Source organism: Pseudomonas sp. CGJS7 (genome assembly GCF_036961695.1).
The window spans coordinates 1-22,638 of record NZ_JBAMDI010000071.1; the positions used below are offsets into that span (position 1 = coordinate 1).

The window sequence follows — 22,638 nt, forward strand, 5'->3', positions numbered from 1 at the left end:
GTGACCCTGAGCATCGAGCCCAAGAGCCCGAAAGAACACATCGCCGAGGAATGGCACGGCCGCCCGGTCTGCTACGTGCTCGAGGATTACGGCCTGTCCAACGCCCTGATCCTGGAGCGCGCCTGCCTGGAAAGCGGCCTGCCTTCGCCGCTGCAGCCGCTGCCCGGCGACCCGCTCGGGCGCAAGCGCGCCTACGTGGCGCTGTCGCGGCGCAACGCCGGTTCGCTGGCGCCGTCGGGCCCGCCTTCGGCCAAGACCCACTCCGGCTCGCTCGCTCGCCTGCTCGACGCGCACCGCGCCGATCCGGAGCTGGACGTGCAACTGGTGCCGGTGTCGATCTTCGTCGGCCGCGCGCCGGACCGCAGCAGCGGCTGGTTCTCGGTGCTGTTCTCGGAAAACTGGACCCTGGTCGGGCGGTTCCGCCGCTTGCTGGCGATCGCGCTCAACGGCCGCCACACCATGGTGCGGTTCTCCCCGCCCGTGTCGCTGCGCGGCATCGTCAGCGAAGGCCAGAGCGAAGGCCTGCCGCCCGAACGCACCGTGCGCAAACTCTCGCGGGTGCTGCGCACCCACTTCCGCCGCATCCGCGCGGCGGTGATCGGGCCCGACCTGTCGACCCGGCGCATGCTGATCGACCGCGTGCTCGCCGCCGAACCGGTCAAGGAAGCCATCGCCGACCAGGCCCGCCGCGACAACGGCAACGCCGCCGAAGCGTGGAAGAAGGCCCACGCGATGGCTTACGAAATCGCCGCCGACTATTCGCATCCGGTGGTGCGTTCGGCCAGCTTCCTGCTCACGCCGGTGTGGAACCGGATCTACCGCGGCGTGCTGGTCCATCACCTGGACAAGCTCAAGCAGGACGCGCCCGGTTACGAAGTGGTGTACGTGCCCTGCCACCGCAGCCATCTGGATTACCTGCTGCTGAGCTACCTGCTCTACACCAAGGGCATCGTGCCGCCGCACATCGCCGCCGGCGCCAACCTCAACCTGCCGGTGGTCGGCACCATCCTGCGCAAGGGCGGCGCGTTCTTCCTGCGCCGCAGCATCCGCGGCAGCGCGCTGTATTCGGCGGTGTTCTCCGAATACGTGGCGCAACTGGTCGCGGGCGGCTACTCGATCGAATACTTCATCGAAGGCGGGCGTTCGCGCACCGGCCGGCTGTTGCCGCCCAAGGGCGGCATGCTGGTGATGACCGTGCGCGGCTTCCTGCGCCAGCCGACCCGTCCGGTGCTGTTCCAGCCGGTCTACATCGGCTACGAAAAGCTGATGGAGGGCAACAGCTACCTCGACGAGCTGTCGGGCAAGCCGAAACAGAAAGAATCGATCTGGCAGTTGCTGTGGGGCATCCCCAAGGTGCTGCGTTCCAACTACGGCCAGGTGGTGGTGAATTTCGGCGAGCCGATCAAGCTGGGCGACATGCTCGCCGAGCACGCGCCGGAATGGGACGGCCGCCCGGTCGATGAAGACGACAAGCCGCAATGGCTGTCCAACACCGTCGACGCGCTGGCCGAACAGATCCAGATCAACGTCAACCGCGCCGCCGACGTCAACCCGATCAACCTGCTCGCGCTGGCGCTGCTGTCCACGCCCAAGCACGCGATGGGCGAGGCCGATCTGCTCGCCCAGATCGCCCTGAGCAAGACCTTGCTGGCCGAGCTGCCGTACTCCGACCGGGTCACCGTGACCCCGCACACGCCGCGCGAAATCGTCGCCCACGGCGAAGAAATCAACGTGCTCGAACGCGTCGCCCATCCGCTCGGCGACGTGCTCGGCGTGGACGGCGAAGACAAGGCGGTGTTGCTGAGCTACTTCCGCAACAACGTGCTGCATTTGTTCACCGCCGCCTCGTGGATCGCCTGCTGCTTCCAGCACAACCGGCGCATGAGCCTGGCCGGGGTGCTGCGCCTGGGCCGCAGCGTGTATCCGTTCCTGCAATCCGAATTGTTCCTGCCCTGGAGCGAAGACGAATTCGCCGAACGGCTGGCGCGCACGGTCGACGTGTTCGTGCGCGAAGGCCTGCTGGAACGGGTCAGCGACGACGACGGCGGCATCCTGGCGCGCAACGCCGGCCAGACCGACGAAGTGTTCCGCCTGCGCGCGATCGGCCACTCGCTGCAACAGGCCTTCGAGCGCTATTACATCGCCATCAGCGTGTTGGTGAAGAACGGCCCGGGCACGATGTCGGCCGGCGAACTGGAAAGCCTGTGCCAGCTCGCCGCCCAGCGCCTGTCGCTGCTGTACGCGCCGGCGGCGCCGGAGTTCTTCGACAAGACCCTGTTCCGCGGCTTCATCCAGAAGCTGCGCGAGCTCAAGCTGGTGTGGCCCGACAGCGAAGGCAAGCTGGCCTTCGACGCGCGCCTGGACGCCTGGGCCAAGGACGCCAAGGTCATTCTCGGCCGCGAACTGCGCCATACCATCGAGAAGATCAGCCCGGAGATGGCCAAGCCCGTGCGCGAAGACACCGGCGGCGGTTGAGCCTCGCCGCATCGCCCGTAGGCATGGTCAGACCGGCCGGCGATGCGAGCGGAAAAGGCCCACGCACGGTGGAGTGCGCGGGCCTTCGCCGATACGCAGGCTATTTCACGCCCTTGCACGCGTCTGCGAGTTTGGCCTGAACGTCCTGCGGCATCCGCCCTATCTCTTTCTGCAGAGCAAGCAACGCGTCTATCTTCGTCGTGTTGTTGCCCTGGCTTAAGGCCTTGGCATACTCGTAGCTCACCTGAAAACCTGGATAGGATGCCTCCGCAGATTTGAAGAGCGCCAGAGCCTCGTCGAATTTGCAATCACCCAATGCTTCGAAAGCGTCATCCTGGTCGGCCGCGGCTTGGAGCGCTTTACTGCCGGCCGGTCGCTCGTTGTTGATCTTTGCGGCCCCGGATTTATCCACCTCCACCAGCCCGACACCGGCGGCGACGGACTGATTCACCAACGTCTTGATGCCGTTGAAGCTGCAAGTGCCGGCGTACTGAATCAGTCGGTTTTCGACCTCGCTGTAGGTCGGCCGGGTCAGATTACGGTTCTTCTCCGCCTGTTCGGCCATCGCGCCGCGCACCAGCGCCTCCGCCGCCGCCAGATCCACGGCCGCTACGTAGTGTCTGTCGCGACTTTGATAATCCGCGTCGATGCCGCCGAACAGCGCGCTGACCGTTCCGGTGGCCAGATTGCTGGACTTGGTCAGGTTCAGCAGCGCGCTCAGCCCGGTATTGATATTGCTGGCGAAATCGCGATCGTAGTTGCGCTCTTGGCGTTGATGGGTGATTTCCGCGAGAAAATCGGCGCAAAGAAGATTGGTGAGCGCCATGCCGTGGTCCAGAAACTGCACCGCCAGAACATGGTCTTGCGGGACCGCGCGCGAGTTCTCCGCGCTGGTCTGAAAGCTGTCCAATACGTTGCGCAAATAAGGAGGCAACGCCTCTACTTTGCCGCGCCGCATCTTGGCGGTCTTGGTGGTCGCGGCGGATGAGCTGCTGCCGTTTTCTCGATCCTGCGCCAGTTGGTAGTAGGTATCGGGTTGTATTTTTTGCTTTGGAAACATTTGAGTAGCGCATCCGGTCAGCGCGAGCGCTGATGCCGCGGTCAAAGTCAAAAGCCTCACGTTGATTGGATATCGGCGCCGCTTATGGCCGTTATTGGGCGCCTTCGGGTTTGTCTGGCCAAGCCGGCATGCCGGTTCATTCGCATGGTGTTGCATGGTGTTGCTCCGTTCCCCTGGTGACTGGGAGAACGGCAAGACAATCCATGAACGGCCTTTGTTTTGTAGGGCGATGTGTACTGGGTGGAAAAAATGTTTCTGCATATCAGCTGCTCAATCGAATGGCTACGTTTTAAGTGCCTGCTGGCATGAGAATTAAATCTTCATGCGCTTGTTCGTCGATGCCGCTGCCTTGCCGGTTGTCGTCCGACCCGGTCGATGTTTATCCCCTGACGCACCGTGTTTGGTGGCAAGCCTCGGTGTTCGGCCAGTGAGTTGAAGCCGCCGGTCTCGCGCTTTCGGCGCCGCCGGCGAAGGCCGCCGATCGGTGACGGATATCGCCAGCCCTGATACTCGTCACTGCAAGCCCGGCGCGGGCGCGGGTTACCATCGCGCGACTCCGTCCCGCCTGCCGCCGATGTCCTCCAACACGACGACCGCTTCCCTGCCCACGCCCGATCCGTCCGCCGGCGCGTCCGCGCGCGAGGACGCCCCCGGCGCCTGGCACGAAATCCCGATGCTCACCGCGCGCCTGCTGTGGCGGCACTGGCCGGCGCTGACGTTCTGGTTCTTCGCCCAGCGCGTGGCCTACAACCTGCTGATGGACCTGGCGATCAAGCTCGGCGAGCGTTCGGTGCTGATGTCCTTCGCCGCGTTGTCGGTGCTGATCGTGACCCAGCTGGCCGGCACCATCTTGATGTTCCAGTCGCTGCGGCCGTCGCTGCCGATGCTGGCCGGCGGGGCGACCACGCCCGACACCGCCGCGGTGCGCAAGCAATGGATCACCGCGCTGGCGATCGCGATGCTGCCGTTCTTCGCCTATTACGCCGGTTGGGGATTGCTGGAAGACCTGCGCCGGCAGTTCCGCACCGAGTACGTGTTCAGCGTGTGGGAGAAGGAAAACCTCAACCGGGTGCTGCAGCTCAAGGGCTTGTGGATCGCGCTGGCGGTGGCCTGGGCGGTGCGCTGGTTCAGCAAGCGCCGCGCGGCCGCGACCGGGCATGCGGTGTGGAACGTGATCGCGACCAGCTGCGAAGCGTATTGGGTCTTCGTCGGCGTGGCGGCGATCGCGCAGGTGATGAAGACCGGCAAGGACTGGTGGCACGAACGCGTGGTCTACGTCGCCGCGACCGATTGGTGGGAAAGCCCGACCGCGTTGTTCAAGACCTTGGCGCCGACCAAGAAGGCGTTGGCGCCGCTGTGGGATTTCGTTTCCACCGCCGCCGGCGCGGTGGCGTTGCCGCTGATCTGGTTGGCGATCGCCGCGATCATCTACGGCATCGACCTGCGCCGCGCGCAGCGGATCGACGCGGCCGACGAGCGTCTGGGCAAGGCGGTGGAACGCTTCAAGGCCATGCACTTCACCTTGCGCATGCTCGCCGACAAGGCCAGCGCCGGTTGGAGCAGCAAGGGCGTGCCGGTGGTCAACAGCCTGCGCCTGGTGCTGCGCGCGGGATTGCCGGCGCTGCTGACCTTGTGCGTTTGCTGGCAGCTGCTGGCTTATATCGATTCGTGGTCGTGGCGGCTGATGCAGCAGTGGGTCGGCCCGCAGGATCCGGATTGGCAGCGGGTCAGCGGGCAGATTTACGCGGTGTTCCTCAACACGCCGCTGTCGTTCCGCACGTCGCTGCTGACCGATGTGCTGCGGGTGGTGTTGTTGGCGGCGACCTTCGATCGCGCGATCGCGCGGTTGCCGCGTAGCGCGTAAGCGGCGGGTTCGAGCGTAAGCGCGCGTCGCCACCCAACCGGCATCGTTCGCGCGAACGCGAGAATCCGGAAACTTCCACGCCGTCATTCCGGCGAAAGCCGGAACCCATTTTGACGTTGCTGTTGCTGCTGCTTGAAGGATCGAGCAACAGCAAGATCAACATGGATTCCGGCTTTCGCCGGAATGACGGTGGAATGAGGATTCCGGCGCAGTCTTGCGGCAATCCGATGCCGTGTAGCGCGTAATCGGAGAATTCGAGAGGGGCCGTCGTCCACTCTGGCCATCATTCTCTCGCCCGTCATTCTCTCACCCGTCATTCCGGCGAAAGCCGGAACCCATTTTGACGTTGCTGTTGCTGCTGCTTGAAGGATCGAGCAACAGCAAGATCAAAATGGATTCCGGCTTTCGCCGGAATGACGGTGGAATGGGAGTTCGTCGCAGCCTGGCGGTTATCGCCGCGCGCGCCGGAGATTTCGCCTACAACTCGAAATCCAGATACCGCCCCTTGGCGCTCTGCGAATGCGGGAACTCGATCCGCGCATGCAGGCCGTCCTGCTGCAGCTCGCGCGGCAGCACGAACGCGTGCTGGAACGCGAACGGCCGCCCGGGCACGGCCAGAATCTGCTTGTACTGCGCGTCGGTGCCGCTGCCGCAAGTGTTGGGGAGCTTGGCGGTCTTGCTCAAGCGCGGCAGGCCGACCGGATCGGCTTCCCAGCGCCGGCCGCGCGCATCGACGATCGCGCCGCGGCATGCGTCCAGGGCGCGGGTCTGCGTACCCGAATCGGCGATCACCTCATAGCGCACCAGCATCACGCCGGCATCCTTGCGCAGCGGGCCCTGCAAGCGCGGATCGCGCGGCGCCAAGACTTCGGCGCCGAGCAAGCGCCAGCGCGCGCCTTCGAACGCGGTCCATTCGCCCTTGCCGGCGCGTACCGGGGTGCTGGGACGGCGTTCCTGATAGCTGTTCAGCGCTTCGCGATACGGCGCGTAGATCGCCCAGCCGCCGAGCACCGCGGTGCCGAGCAGCCACCAGACATTGCTCCGCCACCAGCCGATGCGGCGCGGCGCGGCGGCGGTGGAGGCCGGTTCGGAAGACGGAGTGGCATTCATCGGTGCGGCGCTCACATGCGCAGGTCCAGGACCGGTTTGGCTTCGCTGGCGAGCTTGCGCGCGCCGGCCTTGTCGATGCCCAGATCGACATCGATCAGGCTGTCGCCGCCGACCGGCAGCAAGGTGCCCCAGTACAACTGCAGGTGCGCGCCTTCGAGTTTGTCGGCGGGCACTTCGAAGAACCACGCGCCTTCCTCGACCAGGCCCGGCGCCAGCGCGCGGTCGCTCAGGTTGATCCCGCGCAGCTTGGGCCGCTCGGTGTCGGCGGCGACATACACCAGGCCGTCGCGGGTTCGCACTTGCGCGCCGACATAACCGGGCCGCTCGCTGGCTTCGACCTTGGCCAGCACCGACAGCCACAGGCCGGGCGTGCGCAGCACGTAGTCGCCGCGGCGCGAATAGTCGCCCTTGAGCATGTACGCGTGGGCGGCCTTGACCCGGCCGACCTCGACCGCGAAGTTGCGCCCGACCACGCGCCCGGGCGCCTTGGCCGCCTGCACCAAGGGCGCATCGCGCTCTTCGTAGCTCGACTCGCCCTTGCGCAGCGCCACCACCGCGACCAACGCCAGCACGATCCACAGCGCGTCGCGCCAGCGCCAACGCGGCAGGCGCCAGCGGCCGGCGGCGGCCGGTGCGTCGGCCGCGCTCACGGCGCCACCATCCGGTTGCGCAAGTCTTGCACCGGGATCTTGAACTTGGCCGCCGGGTTGCCCTGCATCCACGCGCCCTCGTCGTTGAGATAAGCCTTGGCTTTGTAGTCGCGCGCGAACACGCCGAAGGTCGCCTGCGGCGAATGCGCGTAGTCCTTGGGCAAGGGCCAGACCAAGTCCACGCGTTGCTTCAGGCGCGGATGCAGATCGCTGGCGATGGTGTGATCGTCGGCGATCAGCACGGTGTCGGCCAGCACCGGCTCGCCGCCCTTGCTCACCAGGATCAGGTCTTTGATCGGATAGGTCAGCCCGCCGAAGCTGCGCGGGGTGAGGTTCTCGATGTCGGCCTGCAGCACCAGGTACTGCTTGTCCGGATTGAAGCTGTCGATCTGGCCGCCGGGCTTGTAGCGCGCGACCCAGGCGCGCAGCGGCGTCACCGCCATCGCGCCGCCTTGGAAACGGTGGCCGGCCGGGTATTGCGGCAGCGGTTTGGTGACGCTCTTGGCCTGCTTGAAACCGCCCAGGGCGAAGGTCAGCACCAGCGCGATCGCGGCCACGGCCGCGGCTGCCTGCCACCAGGGATTGCGTGCCGCTTTGACCAGTTCGTCCTTGTTCGCCATGCCGTTGCCACGCCGTCGAGTGGCGGCACCCTAGCACAGCGAATGTGCCCGGCAGCAGCTGGGTTTCGCACTAGATGACTATGACGGCGCGGTGTGCTCGCCGACGCGCGCGGCGAACTCCGGCGCCGGCGCTCAGGCCGGTTCGTCCGGGATCAGCGCGCTCTCCAGCCGCGCGATGCAGTCTTTCAGCCACAGCTTGCGCTTCTTCAGGCGTTTGACCGTGAGCTCGTCGGCGTCGGTGTCCAGCGACAGCCGATCGATGGCGAGGTCCAGATCGCGGTGTTCCAGCCGCAGATGGGCCAGTTGCTGGGTGATTGCGGCGGGGTCCGTCTCGGTCATCCGAAGAGCTTAACGTGCGGCGATGTCGATTCCATACCCCCACGCTGGCTGGCCCATGCGTGGGTCGACGGGCCGCATCGAGGCGGTCGCTCGGCTGCGCCGGCGGCCGGCGCTGAACGGTCGCGAAAGCCCCTCGGCCGACGTGTTTCGCGCGCGCAACAAGTAAAAAATTCATTCATATTTAGTTATTAATTCGTTTGCATAAGCTTTGCCCGCGGATACCCCGCACAAGGAGGACGTGCAATGAATCGGTTCGTACTGATCCTGGTGTCGTTCGTGTTGGCCGGCGCTTCGCCGCTGGCCCTGGCCAAGGAAGGCGTGATCGTGCAGGGCGAGAACGGCACCAAGTGGTGCTGCCCCAAGGGCGAGAAGGGCCCGGATTGCGAGAAGGGCGCGTCCACCATCCCGGTCGGCGCCCGCTGCAACTTCGCCTCGCTGCTGGTGCCGGTGGATCCGGCCACGCCGGTCAAGCCGGTCAGGCCGGTGGTGCGCGGCGAAGCCAAGGCGGCCGCGCCCAGGGCCGCGGCGGCGGTCGAGGGCAAGTAAGCGCGGCAAGGGTTCGGGCGGATGAAGCGCCCATCGGTGCGATCGGCGACGGCGCGGAGCTCCGCGCCGTCGCCGTGTTTCGGCGCTGCGATCGTGTCTCATCGCGCCTTGCGGCGCGTCCGGCGACCCGGGTTTCGCTCTGGCATGCGTGCGGCCCGGTAGAATCGACGGTCTTATGAGCACCGTCCTGCCCCTCGCCGAACCCATCCGTCGCGCCCGCGCCGATCTCGCCCCGGCCGCCGCCGTCGACAGCGAGCGCCTGGCGACCCGCCTGCGCCATCAAGTCGGCCGCGCCATCGCCGACTTCGGCATGATCGAAGACGGCGACAAGGTCATGGTCTGCCTGTCCGGCGGCAAGGACAGCTACACCATGCTCGACGTCCTGCTGCAGTTGCAGAAGAAGGCGCCGGTGAAGTTTGAGCTGGTCGCGGTGAACCTGGACCAGAAGCAGCCCGATTTCCCCGAGCACGTGTTACCGGCGTATCTGGAATCGATCGGGGTGGCGTACAAGATCCTGGAGCAGGACACCTACTCGGTGGTCACCCGGGTGGTGCCGGAAGGCAAGACCATGTGCTCGCTGTGTTCGCGGCTGCGGCGCGGCGCGCTGTACACCTACGCGGCCGAGCAGGGCTTCACCAAGATCGCGCTCGGCCACCATCGCGACGATCTGGTCGCCACGTTCTTCCTCAATCTGTTCTTCCACGCCAAGCTCAGCGGCATGCCGCCGAAGCTGTTGTCGGACGACGGCAAGCACGTGGTGATCCGGCCGCTGGCCTACGTGCGCGAGGACGACATCGTCGACTACGCCGCGATCAAGAATTTTCCGATCATTCCGTGCAACCTGTGCGGCTCGCAGGAGAATCTGCAGCGCAAGCAGGTCAAGCGGATGATGGACGCGTGGGAGCGCGAAACGCCCGGCCGCATCGAAACCATTTCGCGCGCGCTCGGCGATATCCGGCCCTCGCAGTTGAGCGATCCGAAGCTGTTCGATTTCCTCGGCCTGGGCCAGGCCGGCGCGGCGCCGCTGGCGGATGCGCCGGTGTGGCTGGACGAATCGGCGATTGACAGCAACGACGCGCGCGTTGGATAACCGCGTACCTCTCAGGCTGTCATTCCCGCGAAGGCGGGAATCCAGTGCCTTTCGTGCGAGAACGCTTGAAGTCTCTGGATTCCCGCCTTCGCGGGAATGACGAGCAACTGCGGCGCGGCCCGTTCCCTATTCCTCTTTTTCGGTCTCTATTAGATGTTCTTCCGCAACCTGACGTTCTTCCGCTTCCCCACCACCCACAAACTCGACGATCTCGACAAAGGCCTGGCCGAGTGCGCGCTCAAGCCGGTCGGCCCGCTGGAACTGTCCTCGCGCGGCTTCATCTCGCCGTTCGGCCGCGACGCCGAGGACGCGGTGATGAGCAACCGCATCGGCGATGCGATCTGGATCACCGTCGGCGGCGAAGACCGGCTGCTGCCGGGCGCGGTGGTCAACGACATGCTGGCCAAGAAGCTGGCCGAGATCGAACAGAAAGAAGGGCGCAAGCCCGGCGGGCGCACGCGCAAGCGCTTGAAGGATGAGTTGATCGTCGATCTGCTGCCGCGCGCGTTCATCAAGCCCAGCCGCACCGACGCGATGATCGATCTGGAGCACGGCCTGGTGATCGTCGACACCTCCAGCCGCAAGACCGGCGAAAACATCATCAGCGAAATCCGCCGCGCGACCGGCAGTTTCCCGGCCTTGCCGCTCAACGCCGAGATCGCGCCGCGTTCGATCCTCACCGGCTGGGTCGCCGGCGAGGAGCTGCCCGACGGCATCAGCCTGGGCGACGAATGCGAACTGCGCGACCCGGTCGATCAGGGCGCGGTGGTCAAGTGTCAGCGTCAGGAGCTGGAGAGCGATGAGATCGCCAAGCACCTGGAGACCGGCAAGCAAATCACGCGGTTGGCGCTGACTTTGGACGATCACGTGTCGTTCGTGATCGGCGAGGATTTGGTGGTGCGCAAGTTCAAGTTGCTGGACGGCGCGGTGGATCAGCTCGAACACAGCGACGGCGACGGCTTGCGCGCCGAGCTCGATGCGCGGTTTGCGTTGATGAGCGCGGAAGTGAAGCGGTTGTTCCGGGTGTTGGAGTCGGCGTTGAAGTTGTCGAAGGTCGAGGCCTGACGTCTTGGGTGGGGGCTGCGTGCCCTCATCCGCCCTGTCGGGCCCTTCTCCCGCGAGCGGGAGAAGGGCTAAGCAACGCCGCTGCTTTTTTAGCCCCTCTCCCGCTTGCGGGAGAGGGGTTGGGGTGAGGGCAACACAGGCGAGGCGAATCCTCCCGCCGTCATCAACACCAAGCCCCACAAGCGCTATGCTTCCCCCATGGCGGCCCCCCACCCATGACCAGCCTTCTGCGCCTGCTCACCGGCCAGCTCAAGGCCGCGCCGCGCGCCGTCTCGCGCGAAACCATCGCCGTCGTCCTGGCCAACGGCCAAACCGTCGAAGTGCTGCGCGTGCGCGACCCGCGCGCGCGCCGGATCAAGCTCAGCGTCGATGAGCGCGGCCCGCGCCTGACCCTGCCGATGCGCGCCAGCGAGATCGCCGGCCAGCGCTTCGTGATCCAGCACGGCGATTGGCTGCTGGCGCAGATCGCCAGCGCCGGCAGCGACGCGCCCGAGCTGCAGGCCCATGTCACCGCCCGCCTGCCCTTGCGCGGCCGCGAGGTGCCGCTGCGCTGGCAGAGCGCCCGCTATCTGCGGCTGCAGCTGGACGAACACGAGGACGCGCTGCTGATCGCCGCGCCCGAGGCCGTCAACCCCAAGGCGCTGCGCCGCGCGCTGCGCGATTTCTACGAGGGCCAGGCCCGCGCCGACGTCGGCCGCTGGCTGCCCAAGTACCTGCCCGGACTGCCGCGCGCGCCTTCGCGGCTGCGCTATCGGGTGATGTCCTCGCAATGGGGCTCGCTGGCGCCCGACGGCGCGCTGTCGCTGGATCTGTCGCTGGTGCTGGCGCCGCCGGCGGCGTTCGAGTACGTGCTGGTGCACGAGCTGTGCCATCTGATTCACGCCGACCATTCGCGAGCGTTCTGGCGCGAGGTCGAACTGCGTTGCCCGCATTGGCGCGATCAGCGCGAATACTTCCGCGCCTCCGGACGCGCGCTCAAGGCCGGCCTGCGCCGCTTGATCGCGGACGACCGATAACCCCACCGCGGCGACGTTCGCCCGCCGGCGTTACTGCGCCGCCAGAAAGCGCTGAAAAATCGGCCCGACCTGCTCGGGGTGTTCCATATGCAGGTGATGGGTGCCCGCCAGGATGTGCAGTTCGCCGTCGGCGAGCAAACCCGCGCGCTCGCGCCGCTGCGCATCGGGCATGTAGCTCTGCGCCGGATCGGCCCAGACCATGCAGGTCGGGCATTCGATCGCGCGGATCAGCGCGCGCATTTGCGCCTCGCTCTGGCGCAGCGCCGAAGTCAGGGTCAGGCGCGGGTCGCTGCGCCAGACGTAACCGCCCGCGCCTTCGCCGCCGCGCGCCGGAGCGACGCCGCGTTCGACCAGCAGCCGCGCCACCGGTTCGCTCAGGTCGTTGGCGACGATCCGCGCCTTGATCGCGGTGGCGATGTCGCCGAACACCCGCAATTGCTTGCCGCTCACCGCGGCCATGCCGGCGAAGGCCTCGCGCAGGCGCGCGCCGACCCGCTCCTCGGGTTCGGACAGCGAACCCAGCGCCTCGATCAACATCAGACGCGAGACCCGTTGCGGCACCGCCGCGGCAACGACGCTGGCGGTGGCGCCGCCGAGCGAATGGCCGAGCAGGTGGAAGCGATCCCAACCCAGCGCATCGGCCACCGCCAAGGCCGCGCGCGCGGCGGCGATCAGGGTGTATTCGGCGGCCGGCGGCAGATGCGCGCTGGCGCCGTGGCCGGGCAGGTCGGGCGCGACCAGATCGCAATCGTCGAACCACGGCGCCAGCGGCACGAAGCTGGCGGCGTTGTCCAACCAACCGTGCAGCGCCAACACCCTCGGCGCGCCGGCGCGGCCGTTGCGCAATCCGGCCAGCCGGCCGAACTCGGTATCGACGACGAATTCCTGCATGGGGTTCTCGATGCCTGTGTAGCGGGTCAGGTCCAGGCGGCCAATTCGCGCTGCACCACCCCGGCCAACGCCGCGGCATGCGCGGGCGATTCGTTGAGGCAGGGGATGTAACGCAATTGCCCGCCGCGCGCGGCGAAGTCCTCGGCCAGCATCATCGCCACTTCTTCCAGGGTTTCCAGGCAATCCACCGCGAACCCCGGCGCGACCACGTCGACCTGGCGCACGCCGCGCGCGGCCAGCGCGGTCAAGGTGTCGGCGGTGGCCGGTTCCAGCCAGCGCTCGCGGCCGAAGCGCGACTGATAAGTCAGCGTCCACGCCTCATCGGGCAGTTCCAGCGCGTGGGCGATCGCGCGCGCGCTGGCTTCGCATTGGCGCGGATACGGATCGCCGGCGGCGGCGAAGCGCTGCGGCAGGCCGTGAAAGGAAAACAGCAGATGCTCGCCGGCGCCCTGGCTCAGGCGATGGCGATGGACCGAGTCGGCGACCGCGGCGACCCAGTCCGGGTCGAGGTGGTAGTCGTGCACCATCCGCGTGTCCAGGCCTTCGGCGCGCGCCAACACATCGCCGACCGAGGCGGTGGTGGAGGTGGAATACTGCGGATACAGCGGCAGCGCGATCACCCGCTTGATCCCGTCTTCGCGCAACTGCTTGAGCAATTGCTTCCACGACGGTTTGCCGTAGCGCATCGCATGCAGCACCCGATGCTGGGGCAATTCGCGCTGCAGCGCCTCGGCCAGGCGGCGCGTGTGCACCGCCAGCGGCGAGCCTTCCGGCAGCCAGACGCTGGCGTACTTGTGCGCGACCTTGCTGCTGCGCAGCGGCAGAATGGCGAAATGCAGCAGCGGGCACCACAGCCAGCGGTTCATGTCGACCACGCGGCGGTCGTGCAGGAATTCGGACAGATAGCGCCGCACCGCCGCGGTATTGGGGGCATCGGGCGTGCCCAGATTGACCAGCACCACCGCGGTGTCGGCGGCGGCGCGGTGGGCGTTGGGGTCGATGCTGGCGGACGCGGGCATGCGCATAGGATGACATTCGCGCGCCGGCCTGGGCAGTCGCGCGGGCATCGTTGTTTCGGATCGGTGCCATCGATCGCGCCGATTGCGGCCGATACGACGGCGTCGCGGACGCGCTGGATGCGCGCCGCGCGGCGGATGCGGCCTACAATGCGCGGCCTGCGTCGGCCCCGCGCTTCAGCCTGCAGTTAGGCGGTGATTCATCGCCGCCGCACTAGCCTGAACCGACTGTCGTTCTCGCGGTCAGAGCATTACCGCCGTGGGCCGGGCCCGTGGTGCACACATCCCGCACAACCGTCGGAGTCCCTCATGTCCCGTCCGCTGCCCCGCGTCCTGAGTTTGAGCCTGGCCCTGAGCCTGGGGCTCGCCGCCACCGCCGCCGTGGCCGGTCCGACCGAAGACCAGCGCGCCCGCGACGCGGTGCGCGTGCTCGGCGATATCCAGCAAATTCCCGAATCCTCGATTCCCGACAAGCTGTTCGACGACGCGCGCGCGATCGTGGTGGTGCCCGATACGCTCAAGATCGGTCTGGTCGTCGGCGGCCGTCGCGGCCACGGTTTGGTCTCGGTGAAGAACCCCGACGGCACCTGGTCCAATCCCAGCTTCGTCAAACTCACCGGCGGCAGCTTCGGTTTCCAGGCCGGCGTGCAGTCTTCCGACATCGTGCTGGTGTTCCGCGGCAACCGCGGCCTGGATTCGATCGTCAACGGCAAGCTCACCCTCGGCGCCGACGCCAGCGTCGCCGCCGGCCCGGTCGGGCGCACCGCCGCGGCCGCCACCGACGGCCAGCTCAAGGCCGAGATCTGGTCGTGGTCGCGCGCGCGCGGCCTGTTCGCCGGCATCGCCCTGGACGGCGCGGCGCTGTCGATCGACGACGACGCCAATCAGGCGGTCTACGGCGAGGGCAACACCCCGCGAATGATTTTCGAAGGCCGCGCCACCGGTCAGCCGTCCACGGCGGTGGTGGATTTCCGCGATCGCCTGGAAGAAGCCAGCGCGTCGGCGCGCGCGCACCGCACCGCCGAAGAACAGCGCATTCCGCTGGGCGCGACCGTGTATCCGGCCGCCGGGGTGACCCCGACCGGTCCCGCGCAACCGGCCGCGACCGCCCCGGCGGACCGCGCGCCGGCCCACGAGCGCCTGGCGCCGGCGATTCCCGAACAGCCCACGCAGGGCCCCAAGCCGTTCGAAACCGTGCCGGCGCAGCCCAATCCGGCCAAGGTCGAACCCTTGCCCTGAGCGGGTTCGGCCGAGCTTGGCGCGACGCTGGCGGCTCTGCCGCCGCCGTCGCCCCGGGCCGCGCATGACCGATGGCCTATTGCACGTGTTTTCGTGTATTTGCGGGCCGCCGCCGCAACATCTGCTTACTAAGGTTGCGGTATCCTCGCTGTCCCAGCCGTCGCGGCGCATCGCGCGCCGGCCGTGGGCTCGCTGATCGGACCAGCCGGCGTTTCGCATCTCTCCTTCATCCTCGGGTTCACCAATCCGCTTTACGGGACACCGCCATGGGCAGCATGAGTTGGATTCACTGGGTCGTCGTCCTGCTGATCGTCGTTCTCGTGTTCGGCACCAAGCGCTTGGGCAACATCGGCAAAGACGTCGGCGAAGCGGTCAAGGGCTTCAAGAAAGGCATGGCCGACGAAGACAAGCCGGCCCAGCTCAACAGCGACGAAGCGCGGCGCGGCGACAGCAACGCCAACGCGTCCTCGCGCAACGACGAGCACACCCCGCGCTGATCCGGCGCGGTTAGCCTTACTCCGTCCGGTCGCGCCGCCATGTTCGACATAGGCTTCTCGGAAGTCTTCGTGATCGCGATCGTCGCCTTGATCGTGCTCGGCCCCGAGCGCTTGCCCAAGGCCGCGCGTTTCGCCGGCCTGTGGGTGCGGCGCGCGCGGGCGCAGTGGTATTCGGTCAAGTCCGAGCTGGAAAACGAGCTCGCCGACGAAGAACTCAAGCGCAGCCTGCGTCAGGCCCAGGCCGACCTGCGCGATGCGCAGGCGCAGTTGCGCGACAGCGGCCAGATCATGCGCGAGGGCGCCGACGATCTGAACCGGCGCATCGCCGCGCCGGTCGGCGCGGCGGCGACGGCCGAAACGCCCGCGGCCGCTTCCACCGAGACCGTCGAAACGTCCGCCGCCGATCCGGCCCAGGACGCGCCATCGTCGGTGTCGCACCCCGATTACGGCGGCGCCGCCTTGCCCGACTACCGCCCCTCCCAGCCGCAGACGCCGAACGATGAGCGACGCTGATTCCCGCTCCGGCGATGCCCACGGCGAACCCGCGGCCGAGCCGCGCCTGCTCGATCACCTGATCGAACTGCGCGCGCGTTTGCTGCGCGGGGTCACCGGCCTGATCGTGGTGTTTCTGGGCCTGTTGCCGTTCGCCAACAAGCTCTATCACTTCCTGGCCACGCCGCTGCTGGCCAAGCTGCCGGCCGGCAGCCAGTTGATCGCGGTGGAAGTGGCCTCGCCGTTCTCCGCGCCGATCAAGCTGGCGTTCTTCGCCGCGCTGATGGTGTCGATGCCGTGGCTGCTGTACCAGGCCTGGGCGTTCGTCGCGCCGGGCCTGTACAAGCGCGAAAAGAAACTGGCGCTGCCGCTGCTGGTGTCGGCGCTGGTGCTGTTCTACGCCGGCTGCGCGTTCGCGTTCTTCCTGGTGTTGCCGTCGGTGTTCGGGTTCCTGGTCAAGGTCACCCCGACGGGCGTGGCGATGATGACCGACATCAACGCCTATCTGGATTTCGTGCTGATCCTGTTCCTGGCCTTCGGCATCAGCTTCGAAGTGCCGGTGGCGTTGGTGATCCTGGCCCTGCTGGGCTGGGTCACCCCGACCCAGTTGAAAGAAGCGCGCGGTTACGCGGTGGTCGGCATCTTCATCATCGCCGCGGTGATCACCCCGCCCGATGTGGTGTCGCAGCTGATGTTGGCCATCCCGATGTGCCTGTTGTACGAGCTGGGCATCATCGCGGCCAAATGGGTGGCCTCCGAGCCGCGCGACGCGGACGACCGTCCGACCGGCGACGCGCGCGACCCATGAGTTCGCCGGCGCGGTCGGCGCCGGCCGCGGCCGCGTGGGTGCCGGCGGGGCTTTGGGTCCGTTATCTGGCGTGGTCGCTCGATGCGGCCTTGATCGCGGCCTCGACCACGCTGATCGGCGCCGCCCATTGGCGCCGGCTGGCCGCTGCCGCGGGCGAGGCCTATGCGGCGATGAATGCGCGGGTGGCCGAAGTGATGTCCGGCGCGGTTCTGGACGATCTGGATTTCGGCGGGTTCTCGCAGCAATTGCTGGCCGATCCGGGCGTGCACGCGGCCGCGGCGAGCACCGCCGGCGCGCTGACGTCGCTGATCCTGGGCTGGACGTTTCTGTACGCGTTGCTGGGCCTGGTCTACGAAGTCGGCTTCGTCGCGTTTTCGTCTTGGCGTGCCACCCCGGGCAAGCGCGCGCTGGGTGTATGGGTGAGCGATGAGGCCGGCCGCCGGCTCGGCGCGGGGCGCGCCGCCCTGCGTTATCTCGGCGGCGGTTTGTCCTGGCTCAGCTTGAACATCGGCCACTTGATGGCCGCGGCGAAACCCGAGCATCGCGCCCTGCACGACCGCATCGCCGGTGCGCGGGTGGTGCGCGCCGGCGACGCGCAGACGCCGCTGTGGGGCTGGGCCTGGTTGTTGCTGCAGGCCATCGCCAGCCTGGCCGCATGCGTGTGGTTGGCGCGGGCGATGCAGGCCGCGCTGGACGCGGTGCTGCTTCAGAACGGCGCGATTTGACCGACGCGCGCTAAGCCGCGCCGCTCAGGCTTCCAGATGCCCCGGCGGCGCATTCGACGCGGCCGTCGGCGCATCGTCGTTGTGCGCGAACACGTCGCGCCAGGCGAAGTAACAGGTGCCGCACATCACCACCAGCACCGCCATCCCGTACAGCGCGAACAGCGCCGTCACCAGCAACTGACCCAGCACCGGGTTCAGCGCCGATCCCAGCGACAGCAGCAACAGCGCGGCGGCGCTGACCAGCAAGCCGCACACCATCACCCCGAACATGAACAACATCGCCGCGAACAGATACGAACCCAGATTCCACAGCGACGCGCCGAAGCTGCGCTTGACCGCATCGGAAATGCTCAGCCCGGAGAACATGATCAGCGGCACCGACACCAGCACCACCGCGGTGCTGAGGTAGTAGTAGATCAACTGCACCAGCACCACCATCGCAGGCTGATCGGCCGCCGGCGCCGAGGTGACCCGGCCGACGATCGCGTTGCGCACCATGTCCTGGTACTGCGACCAGAAATCCAGCCCGGTCGCCCACAGCAGCAGCGAACCGCAGATCAGCGCCAGCGCGATCTGGACCAATCCCAGCAACGCCAGCGGCAGCGCCTTGTGCAACCGCAGCGGCGCGAACAGATCGCGCGCGCGCACCGGCCGGCCGCTCTCGGCCTCGCGGATCACGTGCATCAGCCCGCCCAGCAGCACCGGCAGCACCAGCACCGCGGCGAATACCGCCACCACCCAGGTGGTGATGAAGCTGTCCATGCTCATCGAATCCCCGCCCAGGCGCAGCGGCGTGGTGAACAAGTACAGCAGCAGATACAGCACCGCGATCAGCAGCAGCGCCGCGCCGAAGATCGCGCGCGGATTGCGCGTGCCCAGGTTGATCGCGCGGATCAGCCATTGCGCTCCGTGGGTCAGCGGCACCTTGCGTATCGGTTGGCTCATCGAATCGATCCCGGGGGCTGGGAGGACGGCGGCGGGCCGCCATTGAATCGGATCGCAATGCGCGTCGCGGCCGCGGCATTGCCCGGCCGTCGCGCGGACGGCGTCTCAGCGTCCGTGCAACGCACGCGCATGGCCGACGAAACGGCGCAGCACCCGCCGCGCATGCGGCGCGGCGCTGACGCCGCCGGCGATGGCCTTGGGGCAGTGGCCTTCGCTGCGCAGCGCGTCCTGGCGCGCGCGGACGTAGCCGCGCATGTGGCTGGCGCTGAATTCGGGATGGAACTGCACGCCCCAGGCGCGATCGCCCCAGCGGAACGCGTGGCAGGCATCGTGGGCCGAGCGCGCCAGCACGGTCGCGCCGTCGGGCGCGCGCAACACCGTTTGCAGATGGGTGGCCTGCGCCGGGAAGCGCTCGGGCAAACCGGCGAACAGCGGATCGGCGGCGGCGCTGGGATGCAGCTCCAGCCCGATCGTGCCCATCTCGCGGCCGGCCGGGTGATTGCCGACTTCGCCGCCGAGCGCATGCGCCAGCAGTTGGTGGCCGTAGCAGATGCCGAACAGCGGCAAGCCGGCATGGGCGGCTTCGCGCAGCCACTGCGCGCTGCGTTCGCTCCATTGCGCGCGGTCGGTGACCATCGCGCCCGAGCCGGTGACGATGGCGCCGGCGAAGCCCTCGCGGCCGGGCAGTTCCTCGCCGGCCTCGACGTTGACCACCACCGCCTCATCCCGGTCCAGCCCGGCGGCGACGCGGATCCAATGCGGAAAGCCGCGATGACGGCGCATGGAGGCGACCGGCTGACCGGTCTCGAGGATCAGGAAGGGCGGGTTCACGGCGGGGCGTCGAAGGGGGATGGCCACTGCTGAGTCGGGGCGAAGCCCTGTATTTCAAAGGCTCGCGGCTATACTAACCCGCTTTGCTGCACTGCGATGAGCCCATGAGCGCGAGCGACGCCCCCCCTTCGGTGATCACCTTCCAGAGCATGATCCAGCGCCTGAACGCCTATTGGGCTGAACAGGGCTGCGTGCTGATCCAGCCGCTGGACCTGGAAGTCGGCGCCGGCACCTTCCACCCGGCGACCTTCCTGCGCGCGCTGGGTCCGGAGCCGTGGAACGCGGCCTACGTCCAGCCCTGCCGCCGTCCCACCGACGGCCGTTACGGCGACAACCCCAACCGTCTGCAGCGCTACTACCAGTACCAGGTGGCGATGAAGCCCAGCCCCGACAACATCGTCGAACTGTACTTCGCCTCGCTCAAGGCGCTCGGCGTGGACCCGCTGGTGCACGACCTGCGCCTGGTCGAGGACAACTGGGAATCGCCGACCCTGGGCGCCTGGGGCCTGGGCTGGGAAGTCTGGCTCAACGGCATGGAAGTGACCCAGTTCACTTACTTCCAGCAAGCCGGCGGCCTGGAATGCCGGCCGGTGCTGGGCGAGATCACCTACGGCCTGGAACGTTTGTGCATGTACCTGCAGAACGTGGATAGCGTGTTCGACATCGTCTGGACCTACGGCCCCGACGGCCGCCCGGTGACCTACCGCGACGTCTACCACCAGAACGAAGTCGAGCAGAGCGCCTACAACTTCGAACACGCCGACGTGGCCGAGCTGTTCCACCGCTTCGACGCGTGCGAGAAAGAAGCGCAGAAACTGATCGAACTCGGCCTGCCGCTGCCGGCCTACGACCAAGTGTGCAAGGCCAGCCATTCGTTCAACCTGCTCGACGCGCGCCGCGCGATCAGCGTGACCGAACGTCAGCGCTACATCCTGCGGGTGCGCAAGATCGCCCAGGGCGTGGCCGAGGCTTACTACGCGCAGCGCGAAAAACTCGGGTTCCCCGGCCTCAAGCCCGCACCCGCACAAGCCGCATAACCAGAGCCCCTCTCCCGCTCGCGGGAGAGGGGTTGGGGTGAGGGCTGCAAGCGCCTCATCAACCAACACCAACCTCGCCGCAGCACGCGCGAGGCGTCTTCGAAACACGAAGGCAACACCGCAAAGGCCACCGCATGAGCACGACCCAACCTCTCCTGATCGAACTGGGCACCGAAGAACTGCCGGTCAAGGCGCTGCCCGGCCTGGCCCAGGCCTTCTTCGACGGCGTGCTGGACGGCCTGCACAAGCGCGGCATCGGCTTCGACCGCGACGGCGCCAAGCCGCTGTACACGCCGCGGCGTCTGGCCGTGTCGTTGAACGCGGTGGCGGTGCGTCAGCCCGAGCAGAACAGCGAAGTGCTCGGCCCGTATCTCAACATCGCCCTCGACGCCGACGGCCAGCCGACCAAGGCGCTGCAGGGTTTCGCCGCCAAGGCCGGGGTCGAATGGACCGCGCTGGAGAAGACCAGCGACGCCAAGGGCGAGCGCTTCGTCCACCGCGCCACCAAGCCCGGCGCCGACACCGCCAGCCTGCTGCCGGAAATCGTCCGCGACGCCATCGCCGCGATGCCGATCCCCAAGCCGATGCGCTGGGGCGATCACGACTACGGTTTCGCCCGGCCGATGCACTGGCTGGTGCTGCTGCTCGGCAAGGACGTGGTCGCCGCCGAAATCCTGGGCGTGCGCAGCGACCGCATGAGCCGCGGCCACCGCTTCATGCACGACAAGCCGGTGTGGTTCAGCGCGCCGAGCGATTACATCGAATCGCTGCGCGGCGCCAACGTACTGGTCGACCCGGACGAACGCCGCGAACGCATCGTGCGCGAAGTCACCGCCGCCGCCGCCAACGCCGGCGGGGTGGCGCGCATCGACGACGGCATTCTGGAAGAGGTCAACGGCCTGACCGAATGGCCGGTGGCGATCGCCTGCGGCTTCGAGCGCGAGTTCCTGGCGGTGCCGCAGGAAGCGCTGATCGCGACCATGGAAGCCAATCAGAAATTCTTCCCGGTGCTCGACGCGCAGGGTCAGTTGACCGAGCGTTTCATCGGCGTGGCCAATATCGAAAGCCGCGACGTAAGCGAAGTGCGCAAGGGCTACGAGCGGGTGATCCGCCCGCGGTTCGCCGACGCCAAGTTCTTTTTCGACGAAGACCTCAAGCAGGGGTTGCAGTCGATGGGCGAGGGGCTGAAGACGGTCAAGTACCAGGACAAGTTGGGCAGCGTGGCCGACAAGGCCTCGCGGGTGGAGCGATTGGCGCGTTCCATCGCCGCGCAAGTAGGCGTCGATCCGGACCAAGCCGCCGCTGCCGCTTCGCTGTCGAAGAACGATTTGCAGTCGCGCATGGTCAACGAATTTCCTGAGCTGCAGGGCATCGCCGGCCGTTACTATGCCGCGGCGGCCGAGCAGCCCGCCGCGATCGCCGATGCGATCGACGAAGCCTACATGCCGCGTTTCGCCGGCGATGCGACCGCGCCATCCAAGCTCGGGCAAGTGGTGGCGATCGCCGAGCGCGTGGACACGCTGACCGGCGGTTTCGCCGCCGGCCTGAAGCCAACGGGCAACAAAGATCCGTTCTCGCTGCGCCGCAATGCACTGGGCCTGGCGCGCACGATCATCGAATCGGGGCTGTCGATCGATCTGGACTCGTTGTTCAAGCAGGCCACCGGTCCGGTGGCCGTCGCGGTACACGACTATCTCGACGCCATCGAATCGCCGAAGAAGCGCAAGGAAGAACAAGCGCGCGTGCACGAATTCCTGCCCGACCGCGATGGCGGCAACGCGGTGGAGTTCTACATCGATCTCAACGACTTCACCCGCGAACGCCTGCGCAGCTACTACGCCGACATCGGCGTGACCTCGGCGCAGTTCGATTCGGTGCTCGAGCGGGTTTCGATGGACCTGTTCGACTTCGACCGCCGGGTCAAGGCGATCGTGGAATTCGCCAAGCTTCCCGAGGCCCAAGCCCTGGCCGCAGCCAACAAGCGCAGCCGCAACATCCTCAAGAAGGTCGAAGGCGAACTGCCCACCGCAATCGATCCGACGCTGTTCAACGAGCCGGCCGAACGCGAACTTGCCGAAGCCGTCGACGCCGCCATCGCCGACACCGACCCGCTGCTGGCCCAGCGCGACTACGTCGCCGTACTCGGCCGCCTCGCCCGCCTGCGCCCGCAGGTCGACGCGTTCTTCGACAAGGTGATGGTCAACGTCGACGACGCGGCGGTGCGCAACAACCGTCTGGCCTTGCTCAAGCGGTTGTCCGACCGATTGGGCAGCGTGGCGGCGATCGAGCATTTGTCGATCTGATCGGCGCTCGCGCCGCTGA

Annotated in this window: 22 protein-coding genes; 13 read left to right on the forward strand and 9 right to left on the reverse strand. The window is 67.4% G+C overall.

The features are described 5' to 3' along the window. Positions 1-2,475, forward strand: a 2,475-nt coding sequence (plsB, locus tag V7787_RS32245; protein WP_336091422.1) for a glycerol-3-phosphate 1-O-acyltransferase PlsB, incomplete at its 5' end; no start/stop codon positions are given. 100 nt (positions 2,476-2,575) lie between these two features. Here plsB and V7787_RS32250 read toward each other — a convergent pair. Continuing rightward, a complete protein-coding gene (locus V7787_RS32250) occupies positions 2,576-3,691 on the reverse strand; it encodes a hypothetical protein (RefSeq protein ID WP_336091423.1) in 1,116 nt (371 codons plus the stop codon). A 418-nt stretch (positions 3,692-4,109) separates the two neighbouring features. Here V7787_RS32250 and V7787_RS32255 point away from each other — a divergent pair, with 418 nt between their 5' ends. Further along, positions 4,110-5,399 (forward strand): hypothetical protein, encoded by a 1,290-nt coding sequence (locus tag V7787_RS32255; protein WP_336091424.1) that lies wholly within the window; start codon positions 4,110-4,112, stop codon positions 5,397-5,399. Between the two features lie 477 nt (positions 5,400-5,876). Here the strand turns inward: V7787_RS32255 and V7787_RS32260 are convergent, their stop codons facing one another. The 4 genes from V7787_RS32260 to V7787_RS32275 form a co-directional block, all read right to left on the reverse strand. Continuing rightward, complete coding sequence (locus tag V7787_RS32260) at positions 5,877-6,524, reverse strand: hypothetical protein (RefSeq protein WP_336091425.1); 648 nt, start codon at positions 6,522-6,524, stop codon at positions 5,877-5,879. Continuing rightward, the gene (locus V7787_RS32265) at positions 6,521-7,159 is read right to left on the reverse strand and encodes a hypothetical protein (RefSeq protein WP_336091426.1); all 639 of its coding nucleotides are present in this window, start codon (positions 7,157-7,159) and stop codon (positions 6,521-6,523) included. The genes V7787_RS32260 and V7787_RS32265 overlap by 4 nt, the downstream gene beginning before the upstream one ends. Then, positions 7,156-7,779: a hypothetical protein gene (locus tag V7787_RS32270; protein ID WP_336091428.1), complete on the reverse strand. Its 624-nt coding sequence runs from the start codon at positions 7,777-7,779 to the stop codon at positions 7,156-7,158. Before V7787_RS32270 ends, V7787_RS32265 begins: the two co-directional genes overlap by 4 nt. 132 nt (positions 7,780-7,911) lie before the next feature. Then, positions 7,912-8,118, reverse strand: a complete 207-nt coding sequence (locus V7787_RS32275; RefSeq protein ID WP_336091429.1) for a YdcH family protein — start codon at positions 8,116-8,118, stop codon at positions 7,912-7,914. A 243-nt stretch (positions 8,119-8,361) separates the two neighbouring features. Here V7787_RS32275 and V7787_RS32280 point away from each other — a divergent pair, with 243 nt between their 5' ends. The 4 genes from V7787_RS32280 to V7787_RS32295 all read left to right on the forward strand — a co-directional run bounded on the left by V7787_RS32280 (position 8,362) and on the right by V7787_RS32295 (position 11,835). Next, on the forward strand, positions 8,362-8,664 hold the full coding sequence (locus V7787_RS32280) for a hypothetical protein (RefSeq protein ID WP_336091430.1): 303 nt from the start codon (positions 8,362-8,364) through the stop codon (positions 8,662-8,664). Between the two features lie 175 nt (positions 8,665-8,839). Beyond that, positions 8,840-9,754 carry a tRNA 2-thiocytidine(32) synthetase TtcA gene (gene ttcA, locus V7787_RS32285; protein ID WP_336091431.1) on the forward strand — a complete coding sequence of 305 codons (915 nt, stop codon included), beginning with the start codon at positions 8,840-8,842 and terminating at the stop codon, positions 9,752-9,754. Positions 9,755-9,907: 153 nt separating this feature from the next. Beyond that, a complete protein-coding gene (locus V7787_RS32290; RefSeq protein ID WP_336091433.1) occupies positions 9,908-10,819 on the forward strand; it encodes a recombination-associated protein RdgC in 912 nt (303 codons plus the stop codon). Between the two features lie 215 nt (positions 10,820-11,034). Beyond that, entirely contained in the window at positions 11,035-11,835 is an 801-nt protein-coding gene (locus V7787_RS32295) for a M48 family metallopeptidase (protein WP_336091434.1), read from the forward strand. 30 nt (positions 11,836-11,865) lie between these two features. Here V7787_RS32295 and V7787_RS32300 read toward each other — a convergent pair whose 3' ends face one another. Beyond that, positions 11,866-12,726, reverse strand: a complete 861-nt coding sequence (locus V7787_RS32300; protein WP_336091436.1) for an alpha/beta fold hydrolase — start codon at positions 12,724-12,726, stop codon at positions 11,866-11,868. Positions 12,727-12,752: 26 nt separating this feature from the next. After that, a complete protein-coding gene (gene hemH / locus V7787_RS32305; protein ID WP_336091437.1) occupies positions 12,753-13,745 on the reverse strand; it encodes a ferrochelatase in 993 nt (330 codons plus the stop codon). 306 nt (positions 13,746-14,051) lie between these two features. Here hemH and V7787_RS32310 point away from each other — a divergent pair, with 306 nt between their 5' ends. The 5 genes from V7787_RS32310 to V7787_RS32330 all read left to right on the forward strand — a co-directional run bounded on the left by V7787_RS32310 (position 14,052) and on the right by V7787_RS32330 (position 17,503). Continuing rightward, positions 14,052-14,981 (forward strand): lipid-binding SYLF domain-containing protein, encoded by a 930-nt coding sequence (locus tag V7787_RS32310; RefSeq protein WP_336091438.1) that lies wholly within the window; start codon positions 14,052-14,054, stop codon positions 14,979-14,981. A 266-nt stretch (positions 14,982-15,247) separates the two neighbouring features. Next, on the forward strand, positions 15,248-15,478 hold the full coding sequence (gene tatA / locus V7787_RS32315) for a Sec-independent protein translocase subunit TatA (protein WP_336091440.1): 231 nt from the start codon (positions 15,248-15,250) through the stop codon (positions 15,476-15,478). A 39-nt stretch (positions 15,479-15,517) separates the two neighbouring features. Next, entirely contained in the window at positions 15,518-15,991 is a 474-nt protein-coding gene (gene tatB, locus V7787_RS32320) for a Sec-independent protein translocase protein TatB (protein WP_336091441.1), read from the forward strand. After that, positions 15,978-16,778, forward strand: coding sequence for a twin-arginine translocase subunit TatC (tatC, locus tag V7787_RS32325; protein WP_336091442.1), 801 nt, complete (start codon positions 15,978-15,980; stop codon positions 16,776-16,778). Before tatB ends, tatC begins: the two co-directional genes overlap by 14 nt. Further along, positions 16,775-17,503 (forward strand): RDD family protein, encoded by a 729-nt coding sequence (locus V7787_RS32330; protein WP_336091443.1) that lies wholly within the window; start codon positions 16,775-16,777, stop codon positions 17,501-17,503. Before tatC ends, V7787_RS32330 begins: the two co-directional genes overlap by 4 nt. A 24-nt stretch (positions 17,504-17,527) precedes the next feature. Here the strand turns inward: V7787_RS32330 and V7787_RS32335 are convergent, their stop codons facing one another. Then, positions 17,528-18,448: a hypothetical protein gene (locus V7787_RS32335; RefSeq protein WP_336091444.1), complete on the reverse strand. Its 921-nt coding sequence runs from the start codon at positions 18,446-18,448 to the stop codon at positions 17,528-17,530. Between the two features lie 105 nt (positions 18,449-18,553). Continuing rightward, positions 18,554-19,279 (reverse strand): glutamine amidotransferase, encoded by a 726-nt coding sequence (locus V7787_RS32340; protein ID WP_336091445.1) that lies wholly within the window; start codon positions 19,277-19,279, stop codon positions 18,554-18,556. Between the two features lie 104 nt (positions 19,280-19,383). Here V7787_RS32340 and glyQ point away from each other — a divergent pair, with 104 nt between their 5' ends. Continuing rightward, entirely contained in the window at positions 19,384-20,316 is a 933-nt protein-coding gene (gene glyQ / locus V7787_RS32345) for a glycine--tRNA ligase subunit alpha (protein WP_336091446.1), read from the forward strand. A 134-nt stretch (positions 20,317-20,450) separates the two neighbouring features. Continuing rightward, positions 20,451-22,619: a glycine--tRNA ligase subunit beta gene (glyS, locus tag V7787_RS32350; protein WP_336091448.1), complete on the forward strand. Its 2,169-nt coding sequence runs from the start codon at positions 20,451-20,453 to the stop codon at positions 22,617-22,619. Positions 22,620-22,638 lie beyond the last annotated feature (19 nt).